This is a genomic window from Nocardia mikamii NBRC 108933 (assembly GCF_001613505.1).
GTDB lineage: Bacteria > Actinomycetota > Actinomycetes > Mycobacteriales > Mycobacteriaceae > Nocardia > Nocardia mikamii.
In genome coordinates this window covers 274056-300355 of the sequence record NZ_BDCM01000014.1, presented here as the reverse complement: position 1 = coordinate 300355, position 26300 = coordinate 274056, and the positions used below count along the sequence as shown (strand labels likewise).

The window sequence follows — 26300 nt, the reverse complement described above, 5'->3', positions numbered from 1 at the left end:
TCATGACCGACACCGCAACGGTTTCCGAATCCACCGCACCCGCCGCGATCAGGCCGTCTCTGTTGAACCGGCTGATCGTCCGGCCCGAGATCGGCGCCGGTCTGGGCGCGCTGGTGGTTTTCGTCTTCTTCGCCGTGATCACCGAACGGTTCCTCAGTCCCCTCGGCGTGGCCACCTGGCTCGACGACGCCTCGACACTCGGCATCATGGCCGTCGCGGTGGCACTGCTGATGATCGGCGGCGAATTCGACCTGTCCGCGGGCGTGATGACCGCGTCGACGGCGTTGGTGACCGCCATGCTCGCGGTGCACGCGGGATGGAACGTGTGGTTCGCGCTGTGTGCCTCGTTGCTCTTCGCCCTCGCGATCGGCGCGCTGAACGGATGGGTGGTCATGCGAACGGGCCTGCCCAGCTTCATCGTCACCCTGGGCACGTTTCTGGCGCTGCAAGGTCTCAACCTCGGCGTCACCCGGCTGGTCACGGGGACCGTGCAGGTGTCGGGCATCCGGTCTGCGCCCGGATACGCCTCGGCCGGTTGGGTTTTCGCGGCGACGACGAATCTCGGCGACGCCCGCATCCAGGCCTCGGTGCTGTGGTGGATCGCGGTCACCGCGGTGGCGACGCTCGTGCTGGTGCGCACCCGCTTCGGCAACTGGATCTACGCGGTCGGCGGTTCGTTGCCCAGCGCTCGTGCCGTCGGCGTACCGGCGGCACGGACCAAGATTCTGCTGTTCATGGGCACCGCCTTCGCCGGCTGGATCGTCGGCTCCTGTAATCTGCTGCGGTTCGCCAGTGTGCAGGCGAATCAGGGTGTGGGACTGGAATTTCAGTACATCATCGCCGCGGTCGTCGGCGGTTGCCTGCTCACCGGAGGATTCGGATCGGTCCTGGGCGCGGCCATCGGCGCGCTGATCTTCGGCATGGCCCGGCAGGGAATCGTGTTCGCCCGCTGGGACAGCGACTGGTTCATGCTGTTCCTCGGTGTGCTGCTGCTCGCCGCGGTACTGGTCAACAACGCCTTCGCCAAGCGTGCGGAAAGGTTGCGCCGATGACCACTCGACAGAGCGAAACCGAACGGCCCGCCTCCGCGCCGCTGATCGAAACGATCGGCATCGGGAAGAGCTACGGCGGCGTCGTCGCCCTCGCCGACATCTCGATGGTCGTCCGGGCGGGGGAGGTCACCTGCGTGCTCGGCGACAACGGCGCCGGGAAGTCGACGCTGATCAAGATTCTCGCGGGCGTTCACCGCCACGATGCCGGTGAACTGCGCATCGGCGGTGAACCGACCCGGTTCTCCTCGCCACTCGAGGCGTTGGACCGCGGTATCGCCACCGTCTACCAGGATCTGGCGGTCGTGCCGCTGATGAGTGTGTGGCGCAATTTCGTCCTCGGCTCGGAACCGACCCGGGGCGCCGGCCCCTGTCGCCTGCTGGACCGTGCGACCGCGCGCGACATCACGCGGACGGCGTTGTCGGACATGGGAATCGAGATTCGCGATCTGGAACAGCCCGTCGGCACGCTGTCGGGTGGCCAGCGGCAATGTGTCGCGATCGCCCGCGCGGTCCACTACGGCGCGAAGGTCCTCATTCTCGACGAACCGACCGCCGCGCTCGGCGTCAAACAGTCCGGCGTGGTGCTGCGCTACGTCGCGCAGGCCCGGGATCGCGGTCTCGGAGTCGTGCTGATCACGCACAATCCACATCACGCCTACCCCGTCGGCGACCGATTCCTGCTGCTGCGGCGGGGGCGCGCACTCGGCGGCTACGACAAGTCGCAGATCGATCTTCACGAGCTCACCCGGCAGATGGCCGGTGGCGCGGAACTGGAAGCGCTGCAACATGAATTGCGTCGTCCGCCGCCCGAGTGAACGCCGGTGTGCGAGCCGGCCGCCGGCGCTGGACTGTCGGTGAGGGTCCGGTTACCCTCTGCCTGCCCCGACGTCGAGAAGTGAGTGAGAAGCGTAGTTGAACGGCACGGTGAAGTGGTTCGACAGTGAGAAAGGCTTCGGTTTCATAATCCCGGATGGTGGCGGCGCCGAAGTGTTCGTCGAATACACCGAGGTTCACGGCGATGGTTTCCGGCGACTGGTCCAGGGCCAGCGGGTCGAGTTCGACGTGCGCCACACCAAGGCGGGCCCGGAAGCCAAGGGCGTCCGAATCGAGCCGATGCGCCGACTGTGGCCCGACCCACACGAACTGTGACCTGTCGGGCAGATCACTTTTCCCGAATCGGGTTAACGCGCCTTTATGAGCACTCGATATGTTGATCGTCAGTTTGTACGACTGAATTGAAACAACGAAGAGGTATTTATGATCCCCGTTATCATCGACACCGGTAGTGCTGCTGTGAACGGCCTGTTCGACACCCTGGGTGCGGCCTTCCACGGCCTGGTCAACACCCTGTGGACCGGCTCTTTCGGTGGCTGATCACTGATTTCGGTCGCTCGACGCGACCTCGGGTCGACCCCGGACCGCGGTGTCCGGGGTCGACCCATTTCTCCGGCCGGACGGCCCGCTCGCGCGATTCCGGGCGCCCGGGGCGGCGCGACGAGCGGTTCCGTCCGAGCTATCACGGGACAATCACGGCGGGCATCGTTCGAAAAGCGGTATTTCCGGTTCACGCGCGGTTTCCAGCCCGCGGGAGGACCGCTGTGGTGGCGCGAGGGCGCGGTCCATGGCAGGCTTGAACATCGAGACCGGCCCGACCGTGAAGTTGGTCGGTTCGGCTCGTCTACAGAAGGTATGAAATGGCGCAAGGCGTAGTGAAGTGGTTCAACAGCGAGAAGGGCTTCGGGTTCATCGCTCAGGATGACGGTGGTCCCGATGTGTTCGTGCACTACTCGGCTGTGAGCGGTAGTGGATTCCGGTCCCTCGACGAGGGGCAGCGCGTGGAGTTCGAGATCGGGCAGGGCCAGAAGGGTCCGCAGGCTCAGAACGTCAGCGTTATCTGATCGAGTCCGCTGACTGCGCGCCACTTTACGTAGCGTGAACTGTCCGCGACTTACATTGGGGCCCCGCATCTTTGGAGATGCGGGGCCCTTCCGCGTCCGGGCCCGTATGCGGTGCGGCGGAGGTTCGGCCGCGGTGTGAGGGCGCCTGCCTACCGGGCGGTACACCGGCGCCGAAGCGCGACCACTAAGCTGGTTCGCGGTAAATGCCGACCTCTTTCCCCAGGAGTGCCCCACAGTGAGCCAAAATGGCCGTCCTGTTGTTCTGATCGCCGACAAGCTCGCCCAGTCGACCGTCGATGCGCTCGGTGACGGTGTCGAGGTTCGCTGGGTCGACGGCCCCAATCGACCCGAGCTGCTGGCCGCCGTGCCCGAGGCCGACGCGCTGCTGGTCCGTTCGGCCACCACCGTCGACGCCGAGGTGCTCGAGGCCGGTAAGAACCTGAAGATCGTCGCCCGCGCCGGCGTCGGCCTCGACAACGTCGACGTGCCCGCGGCCACCGAGCGCGGTGTCATGGTCGTCAACGCGCCGACCTCCAACATCCACACCGCCGCCGAGCACGCCGTCACCCTGTTGCTGTCGGCCGCCCGCCAGATCCCGGCCGCCGACGCCACCCTGCGCGAGCACACCTGGCAGCGCAGCAAGTTCAACGGTGTCGAGATCTTCGGCAAGACCGTCGGCGTCATCGGCCTGGGCCGCATCGGCCAGCTGTTCGCGCAGCGCCTCGCCGCCTTCGAGACCAAGGTCATCGCCTACGACCCCTACACCTCCCCGGCCCGCGCCGCCCAGCTGGGCATCGAGCTGCTGAGCCTGGACGAGGTGCTCGAGCGCGCCGACTTCATCTCCATTCACCTGCCCAAGACCCCCGAGACCAAGGGCATGCTGAACAAGGAGACCCTGGCCAAGACCAAGAAGGGCGTCATCATCGTCAACGCCGCCCGCGGCGGTCTGATCGACGAGCAGGCCTTGGCCGACGCCATCACCTCCGGCCATGTGCGCGCCGCCGGCATCGACGTGTTCGAGACCGAGCCGTCCACCGACAGCCCGCTGTTCGAGCTGCCGCAGGTCGTCGTCACCCCGCACCTGGGCGCCTCCACCGCCGAGGCCCAGGACCGCGCCGGCACCGATGTCGCCAAGTCGGTGCAGCTCGCCCTGGCCGGCGAGTTCGTGCCCGGTGCGGTGAACGTCGCCGGTGGCGCGGTCAGCGAGATCGTCGCGCCCTGGCTGGACATCGTCCGCAAGCAGGGTGTGCTGCTGGGCGCCCTCGCCGACGAGCTGCCGGTCTCCCTCGAGATCCAGGTGCGTGGCGAGCTGTCCTCGGAAGAGGTTGCGGTGCTGGAACTCTCGGCGCTGCGTGGCGTGTTCTCCGCGCACATCGAGGATGCGGTCACCTTCGTCAACGCCCCGTCGCTGGCCGAGGAGCGGGGCCTCGAGGCCTCCGTCACCAGCCACAGCGAGAGCCCGACCCACCGCAGCCTGGTCGACCTGCGCGCCGTCTTCGGCGACGGCCGCACCCTGAACGTCGCCGGCACGCTGACCGAGCCCGCTCAGGTCGAGAAGATCGTCAACATCAACGGCCGCAACTACGACATGCGTGCCGAGGGGCTCAACCTGGCGATCCTCAACTACGACGACCGTCCCGGCGCCCTGGGCAAGATCGGCACCAAGCTGGGCGAGGCATCCATCGACATCCAGGCCGCGCAGCTGAGCCAGGACGTCGACAAGGAAGGCGCGACCGTCATCCTCCGCGTCAACGAGTCCGTCCCCGCCGATGTGCAGTCCGCGATCGCCGAGGCCGTCGGTGCCGCGAAGGTGACCCAGGTCGACCTGAGCTGAGTCGGCCGGCCGTAATCGGCTCGGCCGCGGCACGTTACAGTGCGCGCGAATCCATCCGTGACGGCACGGAACCGGATTCGCGCGCACTGTGCTTTTCGGTCCGTCTCACTCATTGGGAGCTGCTCGCCCTGGTTATCGGGGTGATCCAGGGGACCGATAGTGTGGCGGTGTCGGCGATCCGGCCGGGCGTTACGCCGCCGATCGACCGCCCTTGGCTGATTCGGCCGCATACGCGTTGCGAGCCGCGAGCAGGAACGAACGGAGCGTTGTCATATGAAGCTGGCTGTCATCGCCGGTGACGGTATCGGGCCCGAGGTCATCGCCGAGGCGCTCAAGGTACTCGACGTGGTCGTGCCCGGGGTCGAGAAGACCGAGTACGACCTGGGCGCCAAGCGCTACCACGCGACCGGCGAGGTGCTGCCGGAGTCGGTGCTGCCGGAGCTGAAGCAGCACGACGCCATCCTGCTGGGCGCGATCGGCGATCCGTCGGTTCCCAGCGGCCTGCTCGAGCGCGGTCTGCTGCTGCACACCCGCTTCGCGCTCGACCATCACGTGAACCTGCGTCCGTCGAAGTTGTACCCGGGCGTCACCAGCCCGCTGTCCGGTGACCCGGAGATCGACTTCGTCGTCGTGCGCGAGGGCACCGAGGGCCCCTACACCGGTACCGGCGGCGCGATCCGCGTGAACACCCCGCACGAGGTGGCCACCGAGGTCTCCACCAACACCCGCTTCGGCATCGAGCGCGTGGTGCGCTATGCCTTCGACAAGGCCCAGCAGCGCCGCAAGCACCTCACGCTGGTCCACAAGACCAATGTGCTGAGCTTCGCCGGTTCGCTGTGGCAGCGCACCGTCACCGAGATCGGCGCGGAATACCCTGAGGTCGAGGTCGCCTACCAGCACATCGACGCCGCCACCATTCACATGGTCAACGATCCGGGCCGCTTCGACGTGATCGTCACCGACAACCTGTTCGGCGACATCATCACCGACCTCGCCGCGGCGGTGTCCGGTGGCATCGGCCTGGCCGCCTCGGGCAACATCGACGCCTCCGGCACCAACCCGAGCATGTTCGAACCGGTCCACGGCAGCGCCCCCGATATCGCCGGCCAGTCCAAGGCCGACCCGACCGCAGCCATCCTCTCGGTTTCGCTGCTGCTGAACCACCTCGGCCGCTCCGAGGAAGCCGCCCGCATCGAAGCGGCGGTAGCCAAGGACCTCGCCGCCCGCACCGGCACCGCGTCCACGGTCGAAATCGGCGACCGCATCGCCGCGTCGATCTGAGCTCTCCAGTCGATCCCCCTGCCGCGTAAAGAATTGCGCGACAGGGGGATTGTCGCGTGTGCGGCTCCTACGCGATGCGCGCCACGACTTCTTCACACACGTGCGCAGTTCTCGTTGGCGCAGAGGGGCCGGACATGACCCCGGTGGCTCGGGGATCGCGCTGGTTGCTGTCGATCGCCACCGGCTGGCATTGATCGCTACCGATGCAGGCCGTCGATGTGTGCAGAGACTCGGAGGCGATATGGCGGGGGACCACATCACCGGTGCCGTCGGATTCGGTCCGTACCCTGTGCTCGACTTGCACGAACAACCGGAAGACGGCAAAGGGCTGAACTCGAGGACGGGTGGCTGATCGAAGTCGCGAGGGGGGGCTCGGCACAACTGGATTGCGCGCACCTTGGCGCGATTCGTCGAATCCGCAGCGCGTGACGCTGAGGTCATAGTGCTGGACGGCGGGGAGTGGGAGATCAGCACGCCCAGTGGCGTGCGTAAACCCGATGTCTTCATCATCTCGCGTGAGGCGGCGTGAGCGGCGGTGGTGGACGAGACGCCGAAGCTGATTCCGGGCACCGAGCTGCTACTCGTAGTCGAAGTCGTGTCGCGAGGAAGCGGTAGCGAGCGCACCGATCGGGTGCGCAAAGTCCACGAGTACGTGGCAGCCGGGATCCGACAGTATTGGATCATCGAACATCAGCCGCATATCCGAATCCATCGTTCCGTACTCGGCGATGACGGCTACCGATGGGAGCCGACGGTCGCCGAGGGAAACCGGTTCAGCGCGGATATCGAGGGGGACAAGGTGTTTCGGGTCGAGTTCGATCCCGCGGCGCTGATCGAGTTCTGATCAAGGCCATCCGCATCAAGGGGCGGCATCGACCCAGGACGGTTCGATTATGTCTTTCCGGCGTCGTCCCGAGCAATGATCAGCCACCTAAGGTTGTAGGTACAACCTCGAAAAACGTTGGCGGCGTAGGGTTTCCCCACGGGCGCGCTCCGTACTGTGACGGAAAGAGGTGCGGCCGTGGGTAACCCGGGGGTCAGCGGTTGCGGGCGATCGGCACCATGGGGACGGCGGCTGCGGCGATGATCGCGGCGACCAGATAGGTCGCCGGGAAGCCTGCGGCGGTGATGAGGGCGCCGAAAATCGGTGCGACAGCGGCGGATGCCAGGTTCTGGCCGGTGTTCTGGATGCCCAAGCCGCGGCCGCTCCAGTACGGACCGGCGATCTCGGCGACGGCGGTGAAGGCCAGGCCGTTGTCGGCCACGGTGATCACCGACGCGGCGAACAGGATCGGGATCGCCGCCCACCACCAGTGCAACCAGGCCGCGCCGGCCAGGCCCGCCATCGAGACCACGGCCGCGATCGCCACGGTGTGCAGCGGACGCAGGCGGCTGCCGACGCGGTCGGACCAGACACCGGCGCCGATGCGCCCGGCGGCGCCCAGGATCTGGGTCGCGGTGACGATCGCCCCGGCCACCGGCAGCGACAACCCGGCGTCGCGATGCAGCCACAGCAGCGCGAACGTCCACAGGGTGGCCTGCGGAATCACCAGCAGCACCGACACCGCGTGGATGCGCCACAGCGTGGAATCGCCGCGATACGGATTGTCGGGATGCTCGCCGTTGCTCGCGGGGCGCGGCGGGTCGACGATTCCGATCAGGCAGCCGATCGCCGCGACGCCCGCCATCGCCGCCGGGACCAGAATCGCCGTGGAAAACCCGTGTGCGGCAGCGACAGCCGGTATCGACATCGCCGCGATCGCGACACCCAACGGTTGTGCGGTCTGCCGGATACCCATCGCCAGCCCGCGCTGATCGACCGGGAACCAGCCGACGATCACCCGCCCGCTCGCGCCATTGGTGCTGGCAGCGCCCATACCGGCCAGAAAGAGCAACGCCCCCAGCGCACCGTAGTTGGTCACCGTCGCAGCAGCCACACCTGCCACACACATCACGACCGGACCGGCGACCAGGACCGAGCGCTCACCGACGCGGTCGACGATGTATCCCCAGGCGATCAGCGTGCATACCAGGCCGACCGTCGGCATCGCGACCAGCAGACCCGCTGTGGCCAAGGGCATTCCGCGATCGGTCAGCGCCGGCAGCAGAAACGGGGTGCCGTGCACGATGACCGCGCTCGAGCTCTGGGCGAAGACTCCGAGGGCGAGCATGGTCCACCGCCGGTTCGTGCGCACCTGTGTCACGGTGGTCATCACCCTCACCTCGAATCTCATATTGTGGGATTACTGTCTTACTCTGTGAACAGAGTCCTACCGTACACCCAGGATGTGCCCGGTAGGCAACTCGAAATTCGTCACATTCGCCCGTCGCAGACCGGGTGGTCGGCCGTGTTCGGGCAGGTGGATAGACTCTTCGCCATGCGTCTAGGTCGTGTTGCCAGCCCCGATGGGGTCGCGTTCGTGAGTATCGAAACCGACGGTTCCGACGAGATCGCTCGTGAAATCGCCGAGCATCCGTTCGGTACCCCGACATTCACCGGCCGTACCTGGCCGCTGGCCGATGTGCGACTGCTGGCTCCCATTCTGGCCAGCAAGGTGGTGTGCGTCGGAAAGAACTACGCCGCGCACGCCGCGGAGATGGGCGGCCCGGCGCCGGAGGATCCCGTGATCTTCCTCAAGCCGAACACCGCCATCGTCGGGCCGAACCTGCCGATCCTGTTGCCGCCCAATTCCTCTCAGGTCGAATACGAGGGCGAGCTGGCGGTGGTGATCGGCCGCCCGTGCAAGGACGTGCCGGCCGCCCGGGCCGCCGACGTCATCCTCGGCTACACCGTCGCCAACGACGTCACCGCGCGTGACCAGCAGCGCCACGACGGACAGTGGACGCGCGCCAAGGGCTACGACACCTTCTGCCCGCTGGGACCCTGGATCGAAACCGAACTCGATCCGGGCGATCTCGAGATCACCACCGAACTCGACGGTGAGGTGCGCCAGCGCAGCCGGACTTCACTTCTGCTGCACGACATTCCGACGGTGATCGAGTGGGTCACCAGGGTGATGACGTTGCTGCCCGGTGATGTCATTCTCACCGGAACGCCGGAAGGTGTAGGACCGATGACGGATGGGCAAACCGTATCCGTGACGGTTCAGGGTATCGGCACCCTCACCAATCCTGTTGCCGCCAAACGTTGATCGAGAGAAGGAATATGACTGACGTACGGGTCCGATTCTGCCCGTCACCCACCGGCACACCGCATGTCGGCCTGATCCGCACCGCGCTGTTCAACTGGGCGTTCGCTCGCCACCACGGCGGCACCTTCGTGTTCCGTATCGAAGATACCGATGCCGCACGCGATTCCGAGGAGTCGTACCACGCGATTCTGGACGCGTTGCGGTGGCTGGGACTGACCTGGGACGAGGGGCCGGAGGTCGGCGGGCCCTACGGTCCCTACCGTCAGTCGCTGCGGCGTGAGCTTCATCTCGATGTCGTCCAGAGGTTGCTGGCGGCCGGTGAGGCCTATGAATCCTTCTCCACCCCAGACGAAGTCGAGGCCCGTCACCGCGCCGCCGGACGCGATCCGAAGCTCGGCTACGACAACTTCGACCGCGATCTGACCCCCGAGCAGATCGCCGCCTACAAGGCCGAGGGCCGCCCGGCGGTGGTGCGGCTGCGGATGCCCGCCACCGATCTGGTGTGGAACGATCTGGTTCGCGGGGAGATCACTGCCAAGGCGGGGACGGTGCCCGATTTCGCGCTCACCCGCGGCACCGGAGATCCGCTCTATACGCTGGTGAATCCGGTCGACGACGCACTGATGAAAATCACACACGTGTTGCGCGGGGAAGATCTGCTTTCCTCCACCCCGCGGCAGCTTGCGCTGTATGCCGCATTGCAGCGGATCGGGGTGGCGGAGTTCACCCCGGAGTTCGGTCATCTGCCCTTCGTGATGGGCCAGGGCAACAAGAAGTTGTCCAAACGTGATCCGGAATCGAATCTCTTCGCGCATCGGGATCGCGGATTCATTCCTGAAGGTTTGCTGAATTACCTGGCTTTGCTCGGATGGAGCCTCGCCGAGGACCGCGATGTCTTCTCGATGGCGGAGATGGTCGATGCGTTCGAGATATCGAAAGTAAATTCGAATCCGGCGCGCTTCGACCAGAAGAAGGCGGATGCGATCAACGCCGAACACATTCGTTTGCTGGATACCGGGGATTTCGCCCACAGGTTGCGGGAGTTCCTCACCGCGCAGGGGCACATCGGCGCCGAAGTGGACGACGCGGTTTTCGCCGCGGCGGCCGAGTTGGTACAGACCCGGATCGTGGTTCTCGGTGATGCGTGGGATCTATTGAAGTTTCTGTTCGTGCCCGCCGAGGAGTTTGCTGTCGACGAGGCCGCGGCGCAAAAGAATCTGGGCCCCGACGCGATGCCGGTGGTGCAGGCCGCCGTGGCGGCGCTGGACGGTGTTTCCGAATGGACGCCACCCACGCTCGAGGAGGCGCTGAAAAAGGCTCTGGTGGACGATCTGGGGCTCAAACCGCGGAAGGCCTTCGGTCCGGTACGGGTGGCCGTCACCGGATCGCACATCAGCCCGCCGCTGTACGAATCGCTGGAGCTGCTCGGCCGCGAGGTGACCATGCAGCGGCTGCGGGCCGCCCTGGCGCAGTAGTCGCGCCGGGTGCTCCCCGAATCGGCCGGTGCGCCGGGCGGTCGCGGCTTCGTGACCGCCCGGCGGGCCGCACCGGCGCTGAAAAGTGGCTCTGACCAGACGATTTGTATATATCGGGGAGGGGTTTGGTACTCTTCTTCTCGGCCCGGAACGAGGGCCTCGAACCGGCAGGGGAGAGGCTGAAAGCCCAGGTCATTGGGGTATGGTGTAATTGGCAACACAGCTGATTCTGGTTCAGCCATTCTAGGTTCGAGTCCTGGTACCCCAGCGGAGAATGTTGATTCGCTTCGTTCGGTCGAGACGGAACAGCATCCCGGCGATTTGGTCGCCGGGACTCGGCCGGTTAAGCTTGCCGAGCCTCCTCGATCGAAAGATCTATGGAGATCTCCCTTCGGGGAAGTCCTCTGGCCCCGTCGTCTAGCGGCCTAGGACGCCGCCCTCTCAAGGCGGTAGCGCGGGTTCAAATCCCGTCGGGGCTACATTCGAAAGCCCTCCAGCGCTTGCTGGAGGGCTTTTCTCGTTTCCGGGTTCTCGTTCTCGGCGGGCGGTCAGTCCTGCACCGGCCAGGTGGATCCACCCGGCGGCATCGCGGGCATACCGAGCTTGCGGTGATCCCAGCTGCGCACCCGTTCCGGCACCACGCGGATCGCGACGCGCTTGTTCAGCATCGCCTCCACCATCGGGCGCAGTTCCTCGGTGTAGGGCCCGGTGTAGCGTTCCCAGACGCTGACGCCGACCTTGAACAGCGCCTCCGGGTCCTCGACGATCTCCGCTCGGCCCTCGAAGGAGACGCCGCGCAGCTGGTCGTAGGTATCGCCCGACTCGACCAGGACGGTGACGCGCGGATCGCGCCGCATATTCACCGCCTTCTGCGACTTGCCCTTCGTCTCGAACCAGATCTCACCGTCGACCAGGCCGTACCACATCGCCGTGAGATGCGGCGTTCCGTTCTTGCCCAGGGTCGCCAGCGTGATGATGCGGCTGCGTTCCAGGAATTCGGTGATCTCCGTCTCGGACATCACGATCTGCGCGCGTTGGTTCACTCCCATGCGGTCACGATACTTTACGGCGTATGGCCGGCATCACAGCTCGGGAGCGGGCTGATCAGAGTCGCTTGTGCAGGGCGTCGGCGGCGGCCACGAGGTCGGCGGCCCAGCGCGCACCCGGGCGCCGGCCCATGCGATCGATCGGGCCGGATACCGAGACCGCCGCGATCACCTGGGACGACCCGTCGCGGACCGGCGCGGAGACACTGGCCACACCCGCGGACCGTTCGGCGGCGCTCTGCGCCCAGCCGCGGCGGCGGACCTCGGCCAGGGCCCGCTCGCCGAAGACCGCGTCGGCCAAGACGCCGCGCTGCAGTTCCGGGTCGGCCCAGGCCAGCAGGACCTTCGCGGCCGAACCGGCGGTCAGCGGCAGGCGGGCACCGACCGGGACGGTGTCGCGCAGGCCGGACGTGGGTTCGAGCGCGGCCACACAGATGCGGGAGTGCCCGTCGAGCCGGTAGAGCTGCACGCTCTCGCCGGTGATCTCGCGCAGCCGGGGCAGGATGACGGCGGCGGCGTCGAGCAGCGGGTCCTCGGCGGTGGTGGCCAGCTCCGACAGCGCCGGGCCGGGCCGCCACGAACCGGCGGCGTCGCGGGCCAGCATGCGATGGGTCTCGAGCCCCACGGCCAGCCGATGCGCGGTGGCCCGGGGCAGCCCGGTGCGGGTGCACAGCTCGTTGAGCCCACACGGTTGTTCGGCCACGGCGTAAAGCACGGCCATGGCTTTGTCGAGCACCCCGATACCGCTATGCTGTCTCATAGAACGATATTAGCGTCTCGCATAGTGAGATTGGCAAGTCTGATCGGACAGTGCGAGTACGCGCCTCCGGTGGACCTCTGACAAGAGGTTCACCTGCGAGTTCGCGACGGCGAAGCCGTCGCAGATGACACAGAGAGGTGATTGCCATGGCCGAACGGCCACGCACGCTGGCGGAGAAGGTCTGGGACCAGCATGTCGTCGCGCGGGGTGCGGGGGAGGGTGCGCAGCGCGAACCCGATCTCATCTATATCGATCTGCACCTGGTGCACGAGGTCACGAGCCCGCAGGCCTTCGACGGGTTGCGGGCGGCGGGCCGTCCGGTGCGCCGGCCGGATCTGACCATCGCGACCGAGGACCACAATGTGCCCACGGTCGATATCGATAAGCCGATCGCGGATCCGATCTCGCGCACCCAGGTGGAAACCCTGCGGCGCAATTGCGAGGAATTCGGCGTCCGGCTGTATCCGATGGGTGATATCGAACAGGGCATCGTGCACGTGGTCGGCCCGCAGCTGGGTTTGACCCAGCCGGGCATGACCGTGGTGTGTGGTGATTCGCACACCTCGACCCACGGCGCATTCGGCGCGCTGGCGATGGGTATCGGTACCAGCGAGGTCGAACATGTGATGGCGACGCAGACGTTGTCGCTGCGGCCGTTCAAGACCATGGCGATCAATATCGACGGCGAGTTGCCGCCCGGCGTCACGAGCAAGGACGTGATTCTGGCGGTCATCGCGAAGATCGGCACCGGCGGCGGGCAGGGCTATGTGCTCGAATACCGCGGCGAGGCCGTGCGCGCCATGTCCATGGAGGCGCGGATGACGATGTGCAACATGTCGATCGAGGCCGGCGCCCGGGCGGGCATGGTGGCCCCCGACGAGGTCACCTACGAATTCCTGAAGGGCCGCGAACATGCTCCCACCGGCGCGGACTGGGATGCGGCCGTGGCCGCCTGGGAGGCGCTGAAGACCGATCCCGACGCCACCTTCGACGCCGAGGTGCACCTGGACGCCTCGTCGCTGACGCCGTTCGTCACCTGGGGCACGAACCCCGGTCAGGGCGCCCCGTTGGGCGATGCGGTGCCGAATCCGGAGGATTTCGCCGACGAAAACGAGCGAGCGGCCGCTGAGAAGGCGCTGACTTATATGGATTTGGAGCCGGGTACTCCGCTTCGTGAGGTGTCCGTCGATACGGTTTTCGTGGGGTCGTGCACCAACGGCCGGATCGAGGATTTGCGGGCCGTGGCGGACGTTCTGAAGGGCCGTAAGGTGGCCGACAGCGTGCGGATGTTGATCGTTCCGGGCTCGATGCGGGTGCGCGCCCAGGCCGAATCCGAGGGTTTGGGCGAGATTTTCACCGCCGCCGGCGCGGAATGGCGTCAGGCGGGCTGCTCGATGTGCCTGGGAATGAATCCGGATCAGCTTTCTCCCGGTCAGCGGTGTGCTTCGACATCGAACCGCAACTTCGAGGGGCGTCAGGGTAAAGGCGGCCGCACGCATCTGGTTTCGCCGCAGGTCGCGGCCGCGACGGCGGTGCGGGGCCGGTTGTCGGCGCCTGCGGACCTGAACTGACCGGCCGGAATTCACCCCAGGACTACAGGAGCAACTATGGAACCGTTCAAGGTGCACAAGGGGATCGGCGTGCCGTTGCGCCGGTCGAATGTCGATACCGACCAGATCATCCCGGCGGTCTATCTGAAACGGGTGACCCGAACGGGATTCGAGGACGGTCTGTTCGCCGCCTGGCGTTCGGATCCGGCCTTCATTCTCAACACCAGCCCGTTCGACCGGGGAAGTGTGTTGGTCGCGGGACCGGATTTCGGTACGGGATCGTCGCGAGAGCATGCGGTTTGGGCATTGATGGACTATGGCTTCCGAGTGGTGATCTCTTCCCGCTTCGCCGACATCTTCCGGGGCAACGCCGGTAAGGGCGGCTTGGTGGCCGCGCAGATGTCACAACATGATGTCGAATTGCTCTGGAAGTTGATCGAAGAACATCCCGGCCTGGAATTGATCGTCGATCTCGAGGCACGCACTGTGGCCGCTGGAACCACCGTGTTGCCCTTCGATATTGACGACTACACCCGGTGGCGGCTGCTGGAAGGTCTGGACGACATCGGACTCACACTTCGGCAGGAAGAGGCCATCGAGCAGTTCGAAAAGGCAAGGCCGTCTTGGAAACCGACCACCATTCCAGCGGCTATTTCCGGGGACTGAACAGTCTCGAGTGTTAGCTGAGAGCAACCAATCGAGGTTGCTGCGCGTGTGCCACGCCACATGAAATTTGGCGTGGCACATAGACTCTTGCCCATTCAGGGTTTACCGTGGTACCTAGTCGGTCCGACGACGGGCCATTAGTCTGCGGAGGATTCAATGAACAAGGCGGAACTGATCGATGTTCTGACCGAGAAGTTGGGTACTGACAGGCGCACGGCCACTGCGGCAGTCGAGCACATTGTCGACACGATCGTGCGTGCGGTGAACAAGGGTCAGAGCGTCACAATCACCGGATTCGGTGTATTCGAACAGCGCAAGCGGGCGGCACGGGTGGCGCGTAATCCCCGCACCGGCGAGACGGTGAAGGTGAAGCCCACTTCGGTGCCCGCGTTCCGCCCGGGTGCGCAGTTCAAGGCGATCATCTCGGGCAAGCAGAAGATCGCGGCGGCCGGTCCGGCCGTGAAACGCGGTGTGGCAGCGCCGGTGTCGGGTGCGGCGAAGAAGGCCGCCAAGAAGACCACGGCCAAGAAGACCGCCGCGAAGAAGACCACGGCCAAGAAGGCGGCCCCGGCCAAGAAGACGACCGCCAAGAAGGCAGCCGCGAAGGCGCCCGCGAAGAAGGTGACCACGGCGAAGAAGACGACCGCGGCCAAGAAGGCTCCGGCCAAGAAGACCACGGCCACCAAGGCGACAGCCAAGAAGACCGCGGCGAAGAAGACGACCGCGGCCAAGACCGCGGCCAAGAAGGCGCCTGCCAAGAAGACCGCTGCCAAGCGCACGGCAACCAAGCGCACCACGCGGCGATAGCGAGTGACGCGACGACAATGACCCCGGTCCTTTGGGTCCGGGGTCATTGCGTTTTCGGGGCCGATGCGTTTTCGGACTCGACCGTGTTTTCTCGGATTCAGTGGGTACGCAGAGACCGATCGAGGTGATCGGCGGCGACCAGCCGCCCGTCGGCGACCGACAGCACCCACACGCTGCCCTTGCGGTTCCGGGCCGGCGGCAGGGTGAGACCGTCGTCGCCGGCCCAGCGTTGCAGCAGGTCCGGAATGACTTTGCCCTGACTGCACACGAGCGGAACGACGTCGGGGGAGACCAGTTCCCGCAGCCGATCCACACCGGCCTGCGGTGCTGCGGCATAACCGCTTTCCGACAGCAGCGGCTCGCGGGCGATGTCGAGGCCGAGGGCGTCGGCGGTCGGGGCGACGGTTTGCACACAGCGCAGCGGAGGCGCCGAGTACACCGCGCCCGGGCCGAAGGCGAGCAGATTCGGCGTCAGCACCTGAACCTGTGCGCGACCGGCCTTTTCCAGCGGTCGTTCGTCGTCGGGGCCGGTGAATCGGTCGCGACGGCCCGCTTTCGCATGCCGCACCAGCACCAGGGTCGCGGTATCCGGCGGCAGGCGCAGGAAATTGCGGATGATCCGGCGATCCATCGGGTAGGACAGTTGGTCCATCACCCGGTCCACCCGATGCCAGCGCAGCTGGTCGACTTCGGAATTGGTGACGAACTCGCCGTCGACGGGAGTGGCCGCCCAATAGTTCACCCGTTTGAGTTTGCGATGTCCGGGCACCGGGTATGTGACCCGACCGAGATAGCGCCCCAGACGGCAGTTCAGGCCGGTTTCTTCGGCCACTTCGCGCACGGCCGCGACCATTGCGGTTTCGCCCGGATCGAGCTTTCCCTTGGGCAGCGACCAATCGTCGTATTTCGGCCGGTGGACGAGCGCCACCTCGACCGGTCCGCCGTCGCGGGGCCGCCGCCACACCACCGCGCCGGCGGCGATGATGTTGGCGGTCACCCGCGGATCCGAGATGGTGTCGTCCGAACCGCTCTCACCTGCACCCACCTTGCCGTCGCTCATCGACCCGCCGGCGTCGCCGAGGCGATCGAGGGCGGTGTCACCGTCGTCCGGGGACCGATCGAAATCTCGTGTCGCCGAGGATTTCACTGCTGGTCCGGCCTCCGCAGTCGCATGAGGAACTCCTGATGGTCACGCACCTGCACGCCGCGACCCTCGGCGTCCGGGCTCGGCTGGGCCGCCCAGCTGCCATCGGGCTGCAGCACCCAGCACCGGGTCGCGGGATCGAGTGCGGAATCGAACACCACCGCCAGCCGCTCGCGCAGCTTCGGATCCTTCACCTGCGCCATGACCTCCACGCGCCGGTCGAGATTGCGGTGCATCATGTCGGCGCTGCCGATCCAGTACTCGTCCTGCGCCTGGAAATGCAGGATGCGCGAATGTTCCAGGAACCGGCCGAGAATCGAGCGCACCTCGATGTTGTCGCTCATCCCGGGCACACCCGGGCGCAGCCCGCAGATGCCACGCACCACGATCTGCACCGGAACCCCGGCCTGGGACGCGCGGTAGAGCGCGTCGATGATCTGTTCGTCGACGATCGCGTTGGCCTTGAGGCGAATACGCGCCGGCACGCCCTGGGCGGCCAGTTCGGTTTCGCGCCGGATCCGTTCCACGATGCCCGAGCGCACGCTGCTCGGCGCGACCAGGAGATTGCGGTAGTTGGCCTTTCGCGAATAGCCGGTCAGCGAGTTGAACAGGTCGGTGAGGTCGGCGCCGATTTCCGGTGCGGCGGTGAGCAGTCCGACGTCCTCGTAGAGACGCGCGGTCTTCGGGTTGTAGTTGCCGGTCCCGATATGGCAGTAGCGGCGGATGGTGGCCCCTTCGCGGCGCACCACCAGACAGGTCTTGCAGTGGGTCTTGAGGCCGATGAGGCCGTAGACCACGTGCACGCCCGCCTGTTCCAGGGCGCGTGCCCATTTGATGTTGGCCTGTTCGTCGAAGCGGGCCTTGATCTCGACCAGCGCGACGACCTGTTTACCGGCCTCGGCGGCATCGATGAGCGCGTTGACGATGGGAGAGTCGCCGGACGTGCGGTAGAGGGTCTGTTTGATGGCCAGCACCTGCGGATCGGCCGCGGCCTGCTCGATGAAACGCTGCACGCTGGTGGAGAACGAATCGTAGGGGTGGTGCACCAGCACGTCGGCCTCGCGCAGGGCGGCGAAAACGTTTCGCGGCGTTTCTCTTTCGCCGAACGCGGGCGGGGTGGCCGGAACGTAGGGCGCGTCCTTGAGCAGCGGCCGGTCGACACCGTAGACCTGCCACAGGCACGACAGGTCGAGCAGGCCCGGCACCTGGATCACATCGCCCGGGTCGACGTCGAGTTCGCGCAGCAGCAGCTCGAGCATGTGCTCGGTCATATCGTCGGAAACTTCCAGGCGCACCGGCGATCCGAAGCGGCGGCGGGCGAGTTCGCGTTCGAGGGCCTGCAGCAGATCCTCGTCGCGGTCCTCGTCGACCTCGAAGTCGGCGTTGCGGGTGATGCGGAACGAATGGTGTTCCACCACTTCCATTCCCGGAAAGAGCTGATCGAGGTGCGCGGCGATCAGATCTTCCATCGGCAGGAAGGCGGCCAGGCGGGGGACAGCGGTGAGGTCGGAATCCCGGCGGGCGCCGGGGGTTTCGGTGAGGGTGCGGCGCACCCGGACGAACCGGTCGACGTTGTCGGGCACCTTCACGCGGGCGAAATGCTCCCCGCCGGTCTCGGAATCCTTCACCGTGACAGCCAGATTCAGGCTCAGGCCGCTGATGTAGGGGAACGGGTGCGCGGGATCGACCGCGAGCGGAGTCAGCACCGGGAACACCTGGTCGAGGAAGTATCCCGACAGCCGGCTGCGTTCGTCGTCGTCCAGATCGGCCCAGCCGATGATGGCGATACCGTCCTCGGCCAGGGCGGGCCGCACCTGGTCGAGGAAGACCCGCGCATGCCGTCCGGCCAGTTCCTGGGTGCGCTCGGCGATGAGGGTGAGCTGTTCGGTGGGGGACAGGCCGTCGGCGGAGCGGACCGAGAGGCCGGCCTCGGCGCGGCGTTTGAGGCCGGCCACCCGCACCATGTAGAACTCGTCGAGGTTCGAGGAGAAGATGGCGAGGAATTTGGCGCGTTCCAGCAGCGGTTCCGAAGGATCCTCGGCCAGGGCCAGCACGCGGGCGTTGAAATCCAGCCAGCTCAGTTCTCGATTGAGGTAGCGATCGACGGGCAACTGTGCCGCGGCGGCCGTGGTGGGCGGTGGCGTGGCCGCCGGCGGGGCCGCCGGTAGCCGGGGCTGCTGCGGGACGGTCTCCGTGTCGCTCACGCTCACGATCATTCCTTACGGCTCGGGTGGTGTCGCGCTCGACACCACCGTTGTGCGGCCTCTCATAGGGGCCTGGCGATCATCTAGCACACATGTGACGGTGCGGCACACCTCCGAATGAGGTTCTCGTGAACACCTACCGGCCAGCCGATGTCGCGCACCAGCGCGGCGGTGGCCGGGCCGACCCCGAGCGACAGCGCACGGTCGAGATCCTCGGCGGTGTCGACGTCCAGTCGCAGACCGGGCCAGTGCCCGCCCAGTTCCACCGCGCCGGATTCCCGGTGGCGGCGCGCGGAATCCGCCCCGAAGCGGGGCAGCAGGGCGGCGGCATCGGCCGCCGCCGACGGGGCGAACGAATCCGCCGCGTGGGTGTGGCCGGCCGCGCGGACCAGCAGGGCCGCGGTGCCCCGGCCGGTGTGGTCGACGACCACGCAGCGCCCGATGACGGGGGCGGCGGCAAGCATCGACCGCAGCTCGTCGGCATGCACAGCCGGCAGATCGGCTTGCAGCGCAAGCAGATCGACCGCGCCGTGGCGCTCGCGGACGGCGGCGGCGGCCGATGCCAGCGCGGTGTTCAGGCCGTCGCTGTCCGAGGGAGGCCGGGCGGTATCGGCGGGAGCTGCCGTGGACGGGTCCGGATGCACCGCCGCACCGAGTTCGCGCACGACGGTCGCGACGCGCTGATCGGGTGTCACCACCGTGACCGAGCCCAGCCCGGCGGCCAGGGTCGCGGCGACCGTATCCGACAACATGGCCAGCACCAGCCGCGAGCGTTCGCCGGCCGGCAATCGGTCGGCGAGTCGGCTCTTGGCTCGGTCGAGGTGCTTGACCGCGATCACGGCGTGGACGGCATCCGGACGCATGCGTTCATGGTCGCACGTTCCGGGTGCCCTCCGCCGCGAAGCGGTCTGGGGCCCGCAGCCTGGGAGCGGTGACCGATCGAACACGCGAACCGCCGAGTACCGGGTACTCGCGTCGCGGCGAGTGGCATATTGAAACGATGACGAGGGCGGCAGTGATGGGTGCGGGATCCTGGGGTACCGCATTCGCGAAAGTGCTCAACGACGCGGGTACCGAGGTCACGATGTGGGCGCGGCGGCCCGAGATCGCGAAGGCCGTGGCGACCGAACATCGCAATCCCGCCTATCTACCCGATGTGTGGCTCGACGGGATCGCGGCGACCGACGATTACCGGGTGGCCCTCGACGACGCCGACATCGTCGTGCTGGCCGTTCCATCGCAGTCCTTGCGTCCCAACCTCGCGCACTGGCGCGCGGCCGTCCGCTCGGATGCGACGCTGCTGAGTCTGGCCAAGGGCATCGAGACCGGAACGTTGATGCGGATGAGCGAGGTCATCGCGGAGGTGACCGGCGCGGATTCCGGGCGCATCGCGGTGCTGTCGGGCCCGAACCTGGCTCGCGAGATCGCCGCCGAACAGCCCGCCGCCTCGGTGGTCGCCTGCTCCGACGCCGCGCGTGCGGAGGCCGTGCAGCATTCCTGCGCCACCGGCTATTTCCGGCCCTACACCAATACCGATGTGATCGGCTGCGAGATCGGCGGCGCGTGCAAGAACGTGATCGCGCTGGCGTGCGGAATCGCCGCGGGCATGGGGCTGGGCGACAATTCCGTCGCCAGTCTGATCACCCGCGGGCTGGCCGAGATCATCCGGCTCGGAGTGGCGCTGGGTGCGAATCCGGTCACGCTGGCCGGTCTGGCCGGGGTGGGCGATCTGGTGGCAACCTGCACCTCGCCGCTGTCGCGCAACCGGTCCTTCGGTCATGTGCTGGGCGCCGGCGGTTCGATGCGCGCCGCGCAGGACGCGACACATGGGCAGGTCGCGGAGGGTGTGAAGTCGTGTACTTCGATCCGGGCGCTGGCCGAGACCCACGATGTGGAGATGCCGCTGACCACCGCGGTGCATCGGGTCTGTCACGAGGAGCTCTCGGTTTCCGATGCCGTCGGGCAATTACTCGGTCGGCGGATTAAACCGGAATGAATGATTTCGGTGCGGCCGGGGTACGGTTCGGACTATGACAAACCGGATCAGGGTTGCGGTGGTGTTCGGTGGCCGCAGCAACGAGCACGCCGTGTCGTGCGTTTCGGCCGGCATGGTGCTGACCAACCTGGATCCCGAACGCTACGAGGCGGTGCCCATCGGCATCACCCGCGAGGGCGCGTGGGTCCTCAGCGGCGCCGATGCGCGCGCACTCGCCATCCGCGAACGCGCGCTGCCCACGGTCGACTCGGCCGGCACCGTGCTGACCCTGGCCGCCGATCCGAGCCGCTCGGGCGCCCTGGTCGCGCTCGACGGCGCCGAAGCGGTACTGGGCGTGGTCGACGTGGTGTTCCCGGTACTGCACGGGCCGTGGGGTGAGGACGGCACTCTGCAGGGGCTGCTGGAGTTGGCGGGTGTGCCCTACGTCGGTCCCGGCGTGCTGGCCAGCGCCACCGGAATGGACAAGGAATTCACCAAGAAACTGCTTGCCGCGGAAGGACTTCCGGTCGGCACGCAGGTGGTGCTGCGCCCCGGCACCGATTCGGTGAGCGAGGCCGACCGCGACCGGCTCGGCCTGCCCGTCTTCGTCAAACCCGCGCGCGGGGGCTCCTCGATCGGCATCACCAAGGTCGAGGACTGGATCGATCTCGATTCGGCGATCGCCGCGGCCCGCCTGCACGATCCGAAGGTGATCGTGGAAGCCGCCATCGTCGGACGCGAAGTCGAATGCGGCGTACTGGAATTCCCGGACGGCCGGGTGGAGGCCAGCGTGATCGCCGAGATCCGGATGCCCGGCGACGAGCTCTCCGAGAGCGAAACCGCCTCCGGCGCACCGCAATTCTACGATTTCGACACCAAGTACCTCGACGACGTGTGCGAGTTCGACATCCCGGCCAAGCTGAACGACGATATCTCACAACAGATCCGGGAACTCTCGGTGCGGGCGTTCCGGGCGCTGGACTGCCAGGGGCTGGCGCGGGTCGACTTCTTCGTCACCGAATCCGGACCGGTGATCAACGAGATCAACACTCTGCCCGGATTCACCTCCATCTCCATGTATCCGCGCATGTGGGATGCCACCGGAATCGACAATCGCACCCTGATCACCACCCTCATCGAGACGGCACTGACCCGGGGCACCGGACTGCGCTGAGCGGCGGTGCGGTGGGCGTGATCTGGGTGCGGTGATTGTCGCGAAGACTCCGCCCGGGTCGGCGCTGCTGATCATCGCGGTCGCGTCCGCCGAGGTGGGTTATCGGAAGATGACCGGCCGCGCCACGCTGCCGTGGATGCGCTGGTCCGCCGGGCCGAGCGCGGCGGGGATCGGATTCGATCTGTGCGGCAACAGCTTTCAGTTCGGAACGGGGTTCGGATCGAGCGGCTTCGCCGGCACGGACTTCGCGATCGTGTTCGAGATCTCCTGCAGCGGAGAGGGACCCGCCTTGGCGGGCATGGTGACGGCGATATACGTGCCCCGATCCACCGCATACCAGGTGCCGGAGGTCACGCCGCTGGTCTGATCGCGCACCTCGAACCAGTTGACTCCGTTGACCACCTGCAGGGCGGACGCCTTGGTGAATTCCAGGGGCCGGTCCAGCCCGCAGCGCAGCACGATCGGATCGCTGCCGTCCAGCAGCTGCCAGGCCGCGGTGGCAGGCGGAGCCGGCTGGGCGAGCTCGGATCTGGTGTAGTCGTCGCCGAGTGACTCCGGCAGCGCGGCCAGCAGGGTGGTGCAATCCTGGCTCGACGCGGCGGGCGCCGGTACCGAGCCCAGCGCCAGCGGCTCACGATCGGCGGACTGTCGCGACATGGCCGCGATGACGAGGACGACGACGATCAGCGCGACCGGAAGTGCGACAGCGGTCGCGATCAGCGCCGGATGCGGCTGCTGGCCGGAGTCGTCGGAGGCGTGCTCGGCGGCAGATGCGGTGGCCGGCGAGGCGTCGCGGTCGGAGCCGTCGGTCTTCTCGGTCTCGGGGGTTTCGGCCACGGTCGGCGCGGAGTTCTCGGACCGGGCGGAAGCGGGTTCCGGGTCGGCCGCGGCCGGGCGGCCGGGCTCGGACTCCGGTCGGTCGGGCTGCGGGGTGTCCGCTGTCGGCCGGTCCGTCTCGCTACTCATCCGGGATTCGTCTCCACTCGTGCCGGGCGGGCGTCGCGCCGGGCTGATTGTCTGGAAATGCGTGTTCGAGGGTATCGAACGGCCGTCGGCGCGCTCCCACGGCCGCCGCGTCCGAGAGGAGGCCGCGGCGGGCCGGTGCCGCTGCCCAGGCACAGGGTAGCGTCGGAGTGTGGTGTCCCCGGTGACCTGACCGGGTCTGGAGAAGGAGAGCGACATCACCGAGAGCGGCCCGCGCACCGTGCGCGACCTGGGCGAATTCGCATTGATCGAACGGATGAACGCCGGGCGGTCGTTCGGTGGTGGCGTCGAGCTGGGCCCGGGGGACGATGCGGCGGTGGTCGCGGCGCCGGCGGGGCGCTACGTGGTCAGCACCGACATGCTCGTGCAGGACCGGCATTTCCGGCTGGACTGGTCGCGGCCGCAGGACATCGGGGCCAAGGCGATCGCGCAGAATGCCGCCGACGTGGTCGCCATGGGTGCCACGCCCAGCGCGTTCGTGGTGGCGCTGGGCTGCCCCGCCGAGACGCCGGTGACGTTCGTCGACGGATTGGCCGACGGCATGTGGGCGGAGGCCCGGCGGGCCGGGGCACCGATCGCCGGGGGCGATGTGGTGCGCAGCCCGCAGCTGGTGATCTCGGTGACCGCATTCGGTGACCCCCGCGGCCGGGCCGTGTTGCGCTCGGGGGCGCGCGACGGCGATATCGTCGCGGTCGCCGGCCGGCTCGGCTGGTCGGCGGCCGGGCTGGCGGCCCTGTCGGCCGGTGCGGACAGCGGTTCCGATGCCGAGTTGTTCGCCGATGTGGTTGCCGCCCATCGTGTTCCGCGACCGCCCTATTCCGCCGTGCTGGAGCTGCCGGACGCTACGGAGATCACCGCGATGACCGACGTCTCCGACGGACTGCTCGCCGATCTGTCGCATATCGCCGAATCCTCCGGTGTGGCGGTTGATGTCGACTCGGCGGCGGTGGCGGATCCGGCCCTGTCACCGGTCGCCACCGCGCTGCATGCCGATCCGCTCGGCTGGGTGCTCACCGGCGGTGAGGATCATGCCTTCGCCGCGACCTTCGGGGCCGGCACAGTGGTGCCGCCGGGCTGGCGGCCGATCGGCCGGGTGTGCACCGGCTCGGGCGTTTTCGTCGACGGAGCGCGGTGGTCGGGGCCGCTGGGCTGGGAGTCGTTCGGAGGGGGTGAATAGCGGTGCGGCGCGACGATGCGACGGCGGGTGGGCGGCGTGACGACGCCGAGCCGTGGCGACTATCTTGTCCCGACATGGGCGCGAAACCACTGCCGCAGATCATCGATACGGGCTGGGCCGAGGCATTGGAACCGGTGACGGACCGGATCTCCGAGATGGGAGAATTCCTGCGGGCGGAGAATGCCGCCGGCCGTGGCTACTTTCCCAAGGGCGAGAACGTCTTACGCGCCTTCACCCGTCCCTTCGACAAGGTGCGCGTGCTGATCGTCGGGCAGGATCCGTATCCGACTCCCGGTCATGCCATGGGGTTGAGTTTCTCGGTGGCGCCGGATGTTTCGCCGGTGCCGCGCAGCCTGGCCAACATCTTCTCGGAATATTCGCGTGATCTCGGCCATCCGACCCCGTCGTGCGGCGACCTGTCGCCGTGGTCGGATCAGGGTGTGCTGCTGCTGAACCGAGTGCTGACCGTCTCGCCCGGCCAGCCCGCCTCGCATCGCGGCAAGGGCTGGGAAGCGGTGACCGAGCAGGCGATTCGCGCGCTCGTGGCGCGTGAGCAGCCCCTGGTCGCGATCCTGTGGGGCCGCGACGCCTCGACGTTGAAGCCGATGCTCGGCGATGTCCCGACCATCGAATCCGCCCATCCCTCACCGCTGTCCGCCTCACGTGGTTTCTTCGGATCGAGGCCTTTCTCCCGCACCAACGAATTGCTCGGTACATTGGGGGCCGCCCCGGTCGATTGGCGCTTGCCCTGACCGCGGCGTAACAGTTCGAGCGAAACAGGAGCAGATGCATGCAGATCACATCCGTGCGCGGTGCCGTAGTCGCCGTTGCCGCCGGTGCGGCGGTCCTCGGCGCACCCGCGATGGCGCAGGCCGCCGGCCTGCCGCTGGAGCCGGCCACCCCGCAGGAAGAGGTCACCACCACTCAGCACGCGGGACCGGTGCTGGCCCTGTGGGATCCGCAGACGGGTTCGTCGTCGCTGTCGTCCAATGTCAACGCGCGCGGTCTGTGCATCTTCCAGAGCATCAGCGCCACGGGTGGATTGGACTGCTTCAACGGCGCCCAGTAATCGGGCGGCGGGCGATCATCCGGATCTCGCTCGCCAGGGAGAACGGTTCGATTCGGCGGGCCTCGTCGGCGGCGAATCCGAACTTTCGATAGAAATTCCGGGCGCGTGGATTCTCCTCGAACACCCATAACGCGGTGTCGGTGTCGGGGAGGAGAATCGCACGCAGCAATTCCTGTGCGACGCCGGTGCCGTATCGGTCGGCCCGGACGTAGAGCGCATACAGTTCCCGATCGGCGACGCGCGGTTCGTCGCGAGGCGGTCCGGCGTGCGCGAATCCGAGGACGCGGTCGCCGGGGGCGCGGGTGTCGTCGACGGCCAGCACGATGGCGTGCGCCGTTCGATCGGCCGCCGCGCTCTCGTCGATCGAGTCGATGAGAGCGGCCCACCGGCCGGCGCGGCGGTCGACGTCGAAGGCGGCGAGCACGTGCTCGGGCACCAGTCCGCGGTAAGCCTCACGCCACGATTCGATATGGCAGATCGCGAGATCACGGGCGTATTCGGTGGACGCCGTCACGATCTGCGGGCGGTGCGGGTTCATCCTGCCGTCCCGCGTGCCCGGCCGGGTGACCACATGACAACGCCCCGGTCACCCTGTGGGTGCGCCGGGGCGTCGAAGATGTCTACGCAGCTCAGCCGCGAACAACCTTTCCGGCCTTCAGGCAGGAGGTGCAGACGTTCATGCGGCGGGTGTTGCCGGGGGCAACCTGGGCACGAACGGTCTGGATGTTCGGGTTCCAGCGACGGTTGGTGCGCCGGTGCGAGTGCGAAACCGACTTACCGAAGCCGGGGCCCTTGGCGCAGACGTCGCAGACGGCAGCCATAGTCGCGAGCTCCTTCATGTCATGGGGGACCGCTGTCGGTGAGACAGCCTGTCCGGAAACTTTATCCTCAATGCCTACCGGCGCTACCGCCGGTGAACGCAACCGGCAGGGGCCGCGTGAGGCAACCCTGCAAGAGTAGCGGTCGGCCGTATTCGATGTCCAATCGCCCCGGGGCTCGCCTCGGCTACCCCTGCGCGGCCGCCTCGTCTCCGCCGCCGGAGCCGCGTCCCT

Annotated in this window: 26 protein-coding genes and 2 tRNA genes; 19 read left to right on the top strand and 9 right to left on the bottom strand. The window is 67.2% G+C overall.

What is annotated here, in order from left to right; translation table 11 throughout:
• The first annotated feature begins 2 nt into the window (after nucleotides 1-2).
• The 7 genes from NMI01S_RS22925 (at nucleotide 3) to NMI01S_RS36020 (ending at nucleotide 6909) form a co-directional block, all read left to right on the top strand.
• The gene (locus NMI01S_RS22925) at nucleotides 3-1052 is read left to right on the top strand and encodes an ABC transporter permease (RefSeq protein WP_063000338.1); all 1050 of its coding nucleotides are present in this window, start codon (nucleotides 3-5) and stop codon (nucleotides 1050-1052) included.
• A complete protein-coding gene (locus NMI01S_RS22920) occupies nucleotides 1049-1867 on the top strand; it encodes an ATP-binding cassette domain-containing protein (RefSeq protein ID WP_063000336.1) in 819 nt (272 codons plus the stop codon). The genes NMI01S_RS22925 and NMI01S_RS22920 overlap by 4 nt, the downstream gene beginning before the upstream one ends.
• A 97-nt stretch (nucleotides 1868-1964) precedes the next feature.
• Nucleotides 1965-2201 carry a cold shock domain-containing protein gene (locus NMI01S_RS22915; RefSeq protein ID WP_063000335.1) on the top strand — a complete coding sequence of 79 codons (237 nt, stop codon included), beginning with the start codon at nucleotides 1965-1967 and terminating at the stop codon, nucleotides 2199-2201.
• Between the two features lie 545 nt (nucleotides 2202-2746).
• Nucleotides 2747-2950, top strand: coding sequence for a cold-shock protein (locus tag NMI01S_RS22910; protein ID WP_025351824.1), 204 nt, complete (start codon nucleotides 2747-2749; stop codon nucleotides 2948-2950).
• 235 nt (nucleotides 2951-3185) lie between these two features.
• Nucleotides 3186-4784, top strand: a complete 1599-nt coding sequence (serA, locus tag NMI01S_RS22905; protein ID WP_063000334.1) for a phosphoglycerate dehydrogenase — start codon at nucleotides 3186-3188, stop codon at nucleotides 4782-4784.
• 273 nt (nucleotides 4785-5057) lie between these two features.
• Complete coding sequence (locus tag NMI01S_RS22900) at nucleotides 5058-6065, top strand: 3-isopropylmalate dehydrogenase (RefSeq protein WP_063000333.1); 1008 nt, start codon at nucleotides 5058-5060, stop codon at nucleotides 6063-6065.
• A 535-nt stretch (nucleotides 6066-6600) separates the two neighbouring features.
• Complete coding sequence (locus tag NMI01S_RS36020; RefSeq protein ID WP_063000332.1) at nucleotides 6601-6909, top strand: Uma2 family endonuclease; 309 nt, start codon at nucleotides 6601-6603, stop codon at nucleotides 6907-6909.
• Nucleotides 6910-7102: 193 nt separating this feature from the next.
• On the opposite strand, the gene NMI01S_RS22890 is transcribed toward NMI01S_RS36020, so the two are convergent.
• Entirely contained in the window at nucleotides 7103-8278 is a 1176-nt protein-coding gene (locus tag NMI01S_RS22890; protein WP_063000331.1) for an MFS transporter, read from the bottom strand.
• Nucleotides 8279-8443: 165 nt separating this feature from the next.
• Here NMI01S_RS22890 and NMI01S_RS22885 point away from each other — a divergent pair, with 165 nt between their 5' ends.
• The 4 genes from NMI01S_RS22885 to NMI01S_RS22870 all read left to right on the top strand — a co-directional run bounded on the left by NMI01S_RS22885 (nucleotide 8444) and on the right by NMI01S_RS22870 (nucleotide 11171).
• Complete coding sequence (locus NMI01S_RS22885; protein WP_063000977.1) at nucleotides 8444-9217, top strand: fumarylacetoacetate hydrolase family protein; 774 nt, start codon at nucleotides 8444-8446, stop codon at nucleotides 9215-9217.
• Nucleotides 9218-9231: 14 nt separating this feature from the next.
• Nucleotides 9232-10692, top strand: coding sequence for a glutamate--tRNA ligase (gltX, locus tag NMI01S_RS22880; protein WP_063000329.1), 1461 nt, complete (start codon nucleotides 9232-9234; stop codon nucleotides 10690-10692).
• A 196-nt stretch (nucleotides 10693-10888) separates the two neighbouring features.
• Nucleotides 10889-10960: transfer RNA gene (locus NMI01S_RS22875), tRNA-Gln, on the top strand.
• Between the two features lie 138 nt (nucleotides 10961-11098).
• A tRNA-Glu gene (locus NMI01S_RS22870) sits at nucleotides 11099-11171 on the top strand.
• Between the two features lie 69 nt (nucleotides 11172-11240).
• Here NMI01S_RS22870 and NMI01S_RS22865 read toward each other — a convergent pair.
• Together NMI01S_RS22865 and NMI01S_RS22860 are read right to left on the bottom strand one after the other, a co-directional pair.
• Nucleotides 11241-11741: a pyridoxamine 5'-phosphate oxidase family protein gene (locus NMI01S_RS22865; protein WP_063000327.1), complete on the bottom strand. Its 501-nt coding sequence runs from the start codon at nucleotides 11739-11741 to the stop codon at nucleotides 11241-11243.
• Between the two features lie 55 nt (nucleotides 11742-11796).
• The gene (locus tag NMI01S_RS22860; protein ID WP_030512998.1) at nucleotides 11797-12498 is read right to left on the bottom strand and encodes an IclR family transcriptional regulator; all 702 of its coding nucleotides are present in this window, start codon (nucleotides 12496-12498) and stop codon (nucleotides 11797-11799) included.
• A gap of 146 nt (nucleotides 12499-12644) precedes the next feature.
• On the opposite strand from NMI01S_RS22860, the gene leuC reads away from it, so the two are divergent.
• The 3 genes from leuC (at nucleotide 12645) to NMI01S_RS22845 (ending at nucleotide 15521) form a co-directional block, all read left to right on the top strand.
• On the top strand, nucleotides 12645-14069 hold the full coding sequence (leuC, locus tag NMI01S_RS22855) for a 3-isopropylmalate dehydratase large subunit (RefSeq protein ID WP_063000324.1): 1425 nt from the start codon (nucleotides 12645-12647) through the stop codon (nucleotides 14067-14069).
• Between the two features lie 36 nt (nucleotides 14070-14105).
• On the top strand, nucleotides 14106-14714 hold the full coding sequence (leuD, locus tag NMI01S_RS22850; protein WP_063000322.1) for a 3-isopropylmalate dehydratase small subunit: 609 nt from the start codon (nucleotides 14106-14108) through the stop codon (nucleotides 14712-14714).
• A 156-nt stretch (nucleotides 14715-14870) separates the two neighbouring features.
• Complete coding sequence (locus NMI01S_RS22845) at nucleotides 14871-15521, top strand: HU family DNA-binding protein (protein ID WP_063000320.1); 651 nt, start codon at nucleotides 14871-14873, stop codon at nucleotides 15519-15521.
• Between the two features lie 97 nt (nucleotides 15522-15618).
• On the opposite strand, the gene NMI01S_RS22840 is transcribed toward NMI01S_RS22845, so the two are convergent.
• The 3 genes from NMI01S_RS22840 to cofC all read right to left on the bottom strand — a co-directional run bounded on the left by NMI01S_RS22840 (nucleotide 15619) and on the right by cofC (nucleotide 19732).
• Nucleotides 15619-16581: an NUDIX hydrolase gene (locus NMI01S_RS22840; protein ID WP_084513220.1), complete on the bottom strand. Its 963-nt coding sequence runs from the start codon at nucleotides 16579-16581 to the stop codon at nucleotides 15619-15621.
• A gap of 83 nt (nucleotides 16582-16664) precedes the next feature.
• The gene (locus NMI01S_RS22835) at nucleotides 16665-18881 is read right to left on the bottom strand and encodes an RNA degradosome polyphosphate kinase (protein WP_063000318.1); all 2217 of its coding nucleotides are present in this window, start codon (nucleotides 18879-18881) and stop codon (nucleotides 16665-16667) included.
• Between the two features lie 71 nt (nucleotides 18882-18952).
• Nucleotides 18953-19732, bottom strand: a complete 780-nt coding sequence (cofC, locus tag NMI01S_RS22830) for a 2-phospho-L-lactate guanylyltransferase (RefSeq protein ID WP_063000316.1) — start codon at nucleotides 19730-19732, stop codon at nucleotides 18953-18955.
• Nucleotides 19733-19869: 137 nt separating this feature from the next.
• Here cofC and NMI01S_RS22825 point away from each other — a divergent pair, with 137 nt between their 5' ends.
• Together NMI01S_RS22825 and NMI01S_RS22820 are read left to right on the top strand one after the other, a co-directional pair.
• Nucleotides 19870-20865 carry an NAD(P)H-dependent glycerol-3-phosphate dehydrogenase gene (locus NMI01S_RS22825; RefSeq protein WP_063000314.1) on the top strand — a complete coding sequence of 332 codons (996 nt, stop codon included), beginning with the start codon at nucleotides 19870-19872 and terminating at the stop codon, nucleotides 20863-20865.
• A 34-nt stretch (nucleotides 20866-20899) separates the two neighbouring features.
• A complete protein-coding gene (locus NMI01S_RS22820; protein ID WP_063000312.1) occupies nucleotides 20900-22018 on the top strand; it encodes a D-alanine--D-alanine ligase family protein in 1119 nt (372 codons plus the stop codon).
• 198 nt (nucleotides 22019-22216) lie between these two features.
• On the opposite strand, the gene NMI01S_RS22815 is transcribed toward NMI01S_RS22820, so the two are convergent.
• Nucleotides 22217-22984, bottom strand: a complete 768-nt coding sequence (locus NMI01S_RS22815) for a DUF3515 domain-containing protein (RefSeq protein WP_063000310.1) — start codon at nucleotides 22982-22984, stop codon at nucleotides 22217-22219.
• A gap of 238 nt (nucleotides 22985-23222) precedes the next feature.
• Here NMI01S_RS22815 and NMI01S_RS22810 point away from each other — a divergent pair, with 238 nt between their 5' ends.
• The 3 genes from NMI01S_RS22810 to NMI01S_RS22800 all read left to right on the top strand — a co-directional run bounded on the left by NMI01S_RS22810 (nucleotide 23223) and on the right by NMI01S_RS22800 (nucleotide 25248).
• Complete coding sequence (locus tag NMI01S_RS22810) at nucleotides 23223-24179, top strand: thiamine-phosphate kinase (protein WP_084513183.1); 957 nt, start codon at nucleotides 23223-23225, stop codon at nucleotides 24177-24179.
• 74 nt (nucleotides 24180-24253) lie between these two features.
• Nucleotides 24254-24931, top strand: coding sequence for a uracil-DNA glycosylase (locus tag NMI01S_RS22805; RefSeq protein WP_036503772.1), 678 nt, complete (start codon nucleotides 24254-24256; stop codon nucleotides 24929-24931).
• A 38-nt stretch (nucleotides 24932-24969) separates the two neighbouring features.
• Nucleotides 24970-25248: a hypothetical protein gene (locus NMI01S_RS22800; RefSeq protein WP_063000306.1), complete on the top strand. Its 279-nt coding sequence runs from the start codon at nucleotides 24970-24972 to the stop codon at nucleotides 25246-25248.
• Here NMI01S_RS22800 and NMI01S_RS22795 read toward each other — a convergent pair.
• Nucleotides 25232-25786: a GNAT family N-acetyltransferase gene (locus tag NMI01S_RS22795; protein WP_063000973.1), complete on the bottom strand. Its 555-nt coding sequence runs from the start codon at nucleotides 25784-25786 to the stop codon at nucleotides 25232-25234. The genes NMI01S_RS22800 and NMI01S_RS22795 overlap by 17 nt on opposite strands.
• Before the next feature lie 91 nt (nucleotides 25787-25877).
• Nucleotides 25878-26069: a 50S ribosomal protein L28 gene (gene rpmB, locus NMI01S_RS22790; RefSeq protein ID WP_011210730.1), complete on the bottom strand. Its 192-nt coding sequence runs from the start codon at nucleotides 26067-26069 to the stop codon at nucleotides 25878-25880.
• Between the last annotated feature and the right edge of the window lie 231 nt (nucleotides 26070-26300).

What these genes read in the sequence shown, in the direction of transcription:
- NMI01S_RS22925 (WP_063000338.1), top strand. Translation starts at nt 3, where the DNA reads ATGACCGACACCGCAACGGTTTCCGAATCCACCGCACCCGCCGCGATC.
- NMI01S_RS22920 (WP_063000336.1), top strand. Translation starts at nt 1,049, where the DNA reads ATGACCACTCGACAGAGCGAAACCGAACGGCCCGCCTCCGCGCCGCTG.
- NMI01S_RS22910 (WP_025351824.1), top strand. Translation starts at nt 2,747, where the DNA reads ATGGCGCAAGGCGTAGTGAAGTGGTTCAACAGCGAGAAGGGCTTCGGG.
- NMI01S_RS22900 (WP_063000333.1), top strand. Translation starts at nt 5,058, where the DNA reads ATGAAGCTGGCTGTCATCGCCGGTGACGGTATCGGGCCCGAGGTCATC.
- NMI01S_RS22890 (WP_063000331.1), bottom strand. Translation starts at nt 8,278, where the DNA reads ATGACCACCGTGACACAGGTGCGCACGAACCGGCGGTGGACCATGCTC.
- NMI01S_RS22885 (WP_063000977.1), top strand. Translation starts at nt 8,444, where the DNA reads ATGCGTCTAGGTCGTGTTGCCAGCCCCGATGGGGTCGCGTTCGTGAGT.
- gltX (WP_063000329.1), top strand. Translation starts at nt 9,232, where the DNA reads ATGACTGACGTACGGGTCCGATTCTGCCCGTCACCCACCGGCACACCG.
- NMI01S_RS22865 (WP_063000327.1), bottom strand. Translation starts at nt 11,741, where the DNA reads ATGGGAGTGAACCAACGCGCGCAGATCGTGATGTCCGAGACGGAGATC.
- NMI01S_RS22860 (WP_030512998.1), bottom strand. Translation starts at nt 12,498, where the DNA reads ATGAGACAGCATAGCGGTATCGGGGTGCTCGACAAAGCCATGGCCGTG.
- leuC (WP_063000324.1), top strand. Translation starts at nt 12,645, where the DNA reads ATGGCCGAACGGCCACGCACGCTGGCGGAGAAGGTCTGGGACCAGCAT.
- leuD (WP_063000322.1), top strand. Translation starts at nt 14,106, where the DNA reads ATGGAACCGTTCAAGGTGCACAAGGGGATCGGCGTGCCGTTGCGCCGG.
- NMI01S_RS22845 (WP_063000320.1), top strand. Translation starts at nt 14,871, where the DNA reads ATGAACAAGGCGGAACTGATCGATGTTCTGACCGAGAAGTTGGGTACT.
- NMI01S_RS22840 (WP_084513220.1), bottom strand. Translation starts at nt 16,581, where the DNA reads ATGAGCGACGGCAAGGTGGGTGCAGGTGAGAGCGGTTCGGACGACACC.
- NMI01S_RS22835 (WP_063000318.1), bottom strand. Translation starts at nt 18,881, where the DNA reads ATGATCGTGAGCGTGAGCGACACGGAGACCGTCCCGCAGCAGCCCCGG.
- cofC (WP_063000316.1), bottom strand. Translation starts at nt 19,732, where the DNA reads ATGCGTCCGGATGCCGTCCACGCCGTGATCGCGGTCAAGCACCTCGAC.
- NMI01S_RS22825 (WP_063000314.1), top strand. Translation starts at nt 19,870, where the DNA reads ATGACGAGGGCGGCAGTGATGGGTGCGGGATCCTGGGGTACCGCATTC.
- NMI01S_RS22820 (WP_063000312.1), top strand. Translation starts at nt 20,900, where the DNA reads ATGACAAACCGGATCAGGGTTGCGGTGGTGTTCGGTGGCCGCAGCAAC.
- NMI01S_RS22815 (WP_063000310.1), bottom strand. Translation starts at nt 22,984, where the DNA reads ATGAGTAGCGAGACGGACCGGCCGACAGCGGACACCCCGCAGCCCGAC.
- NMI01S_RS22805 (WP_036503772.1), top strand. Translation starts at nt 24,254, where the DNA reads ATGGGCGCGAAACCACTGCCGCAGATCATCGATACGGGCTGGGCCGAG.
- NMI01S_RS22800 (WP_063000306.1), top strand. Translation starts at nt 24,970, where the DNA reads ATGCAGATCACATCCGTGCGCGGTGCCGTAGTCGCCGTTGCCGCCGGT.
- NMI01S_RS22795 (WP_063000973.1), bottom strand. Translation starts at nt 25,786, where the DNA reads ATGAACCCGCACCGCCCGCAGATCGTGACGGCGTCCACCGAATACGCC.
- rpmB (WP_011210730.1), bottom strand. Translation starts at nt 26,069, where the DNA reads ATGGCTGCCGTCTGCGACGTCTGCGCCAAGGGCCCCGGCTTCGGTAAG.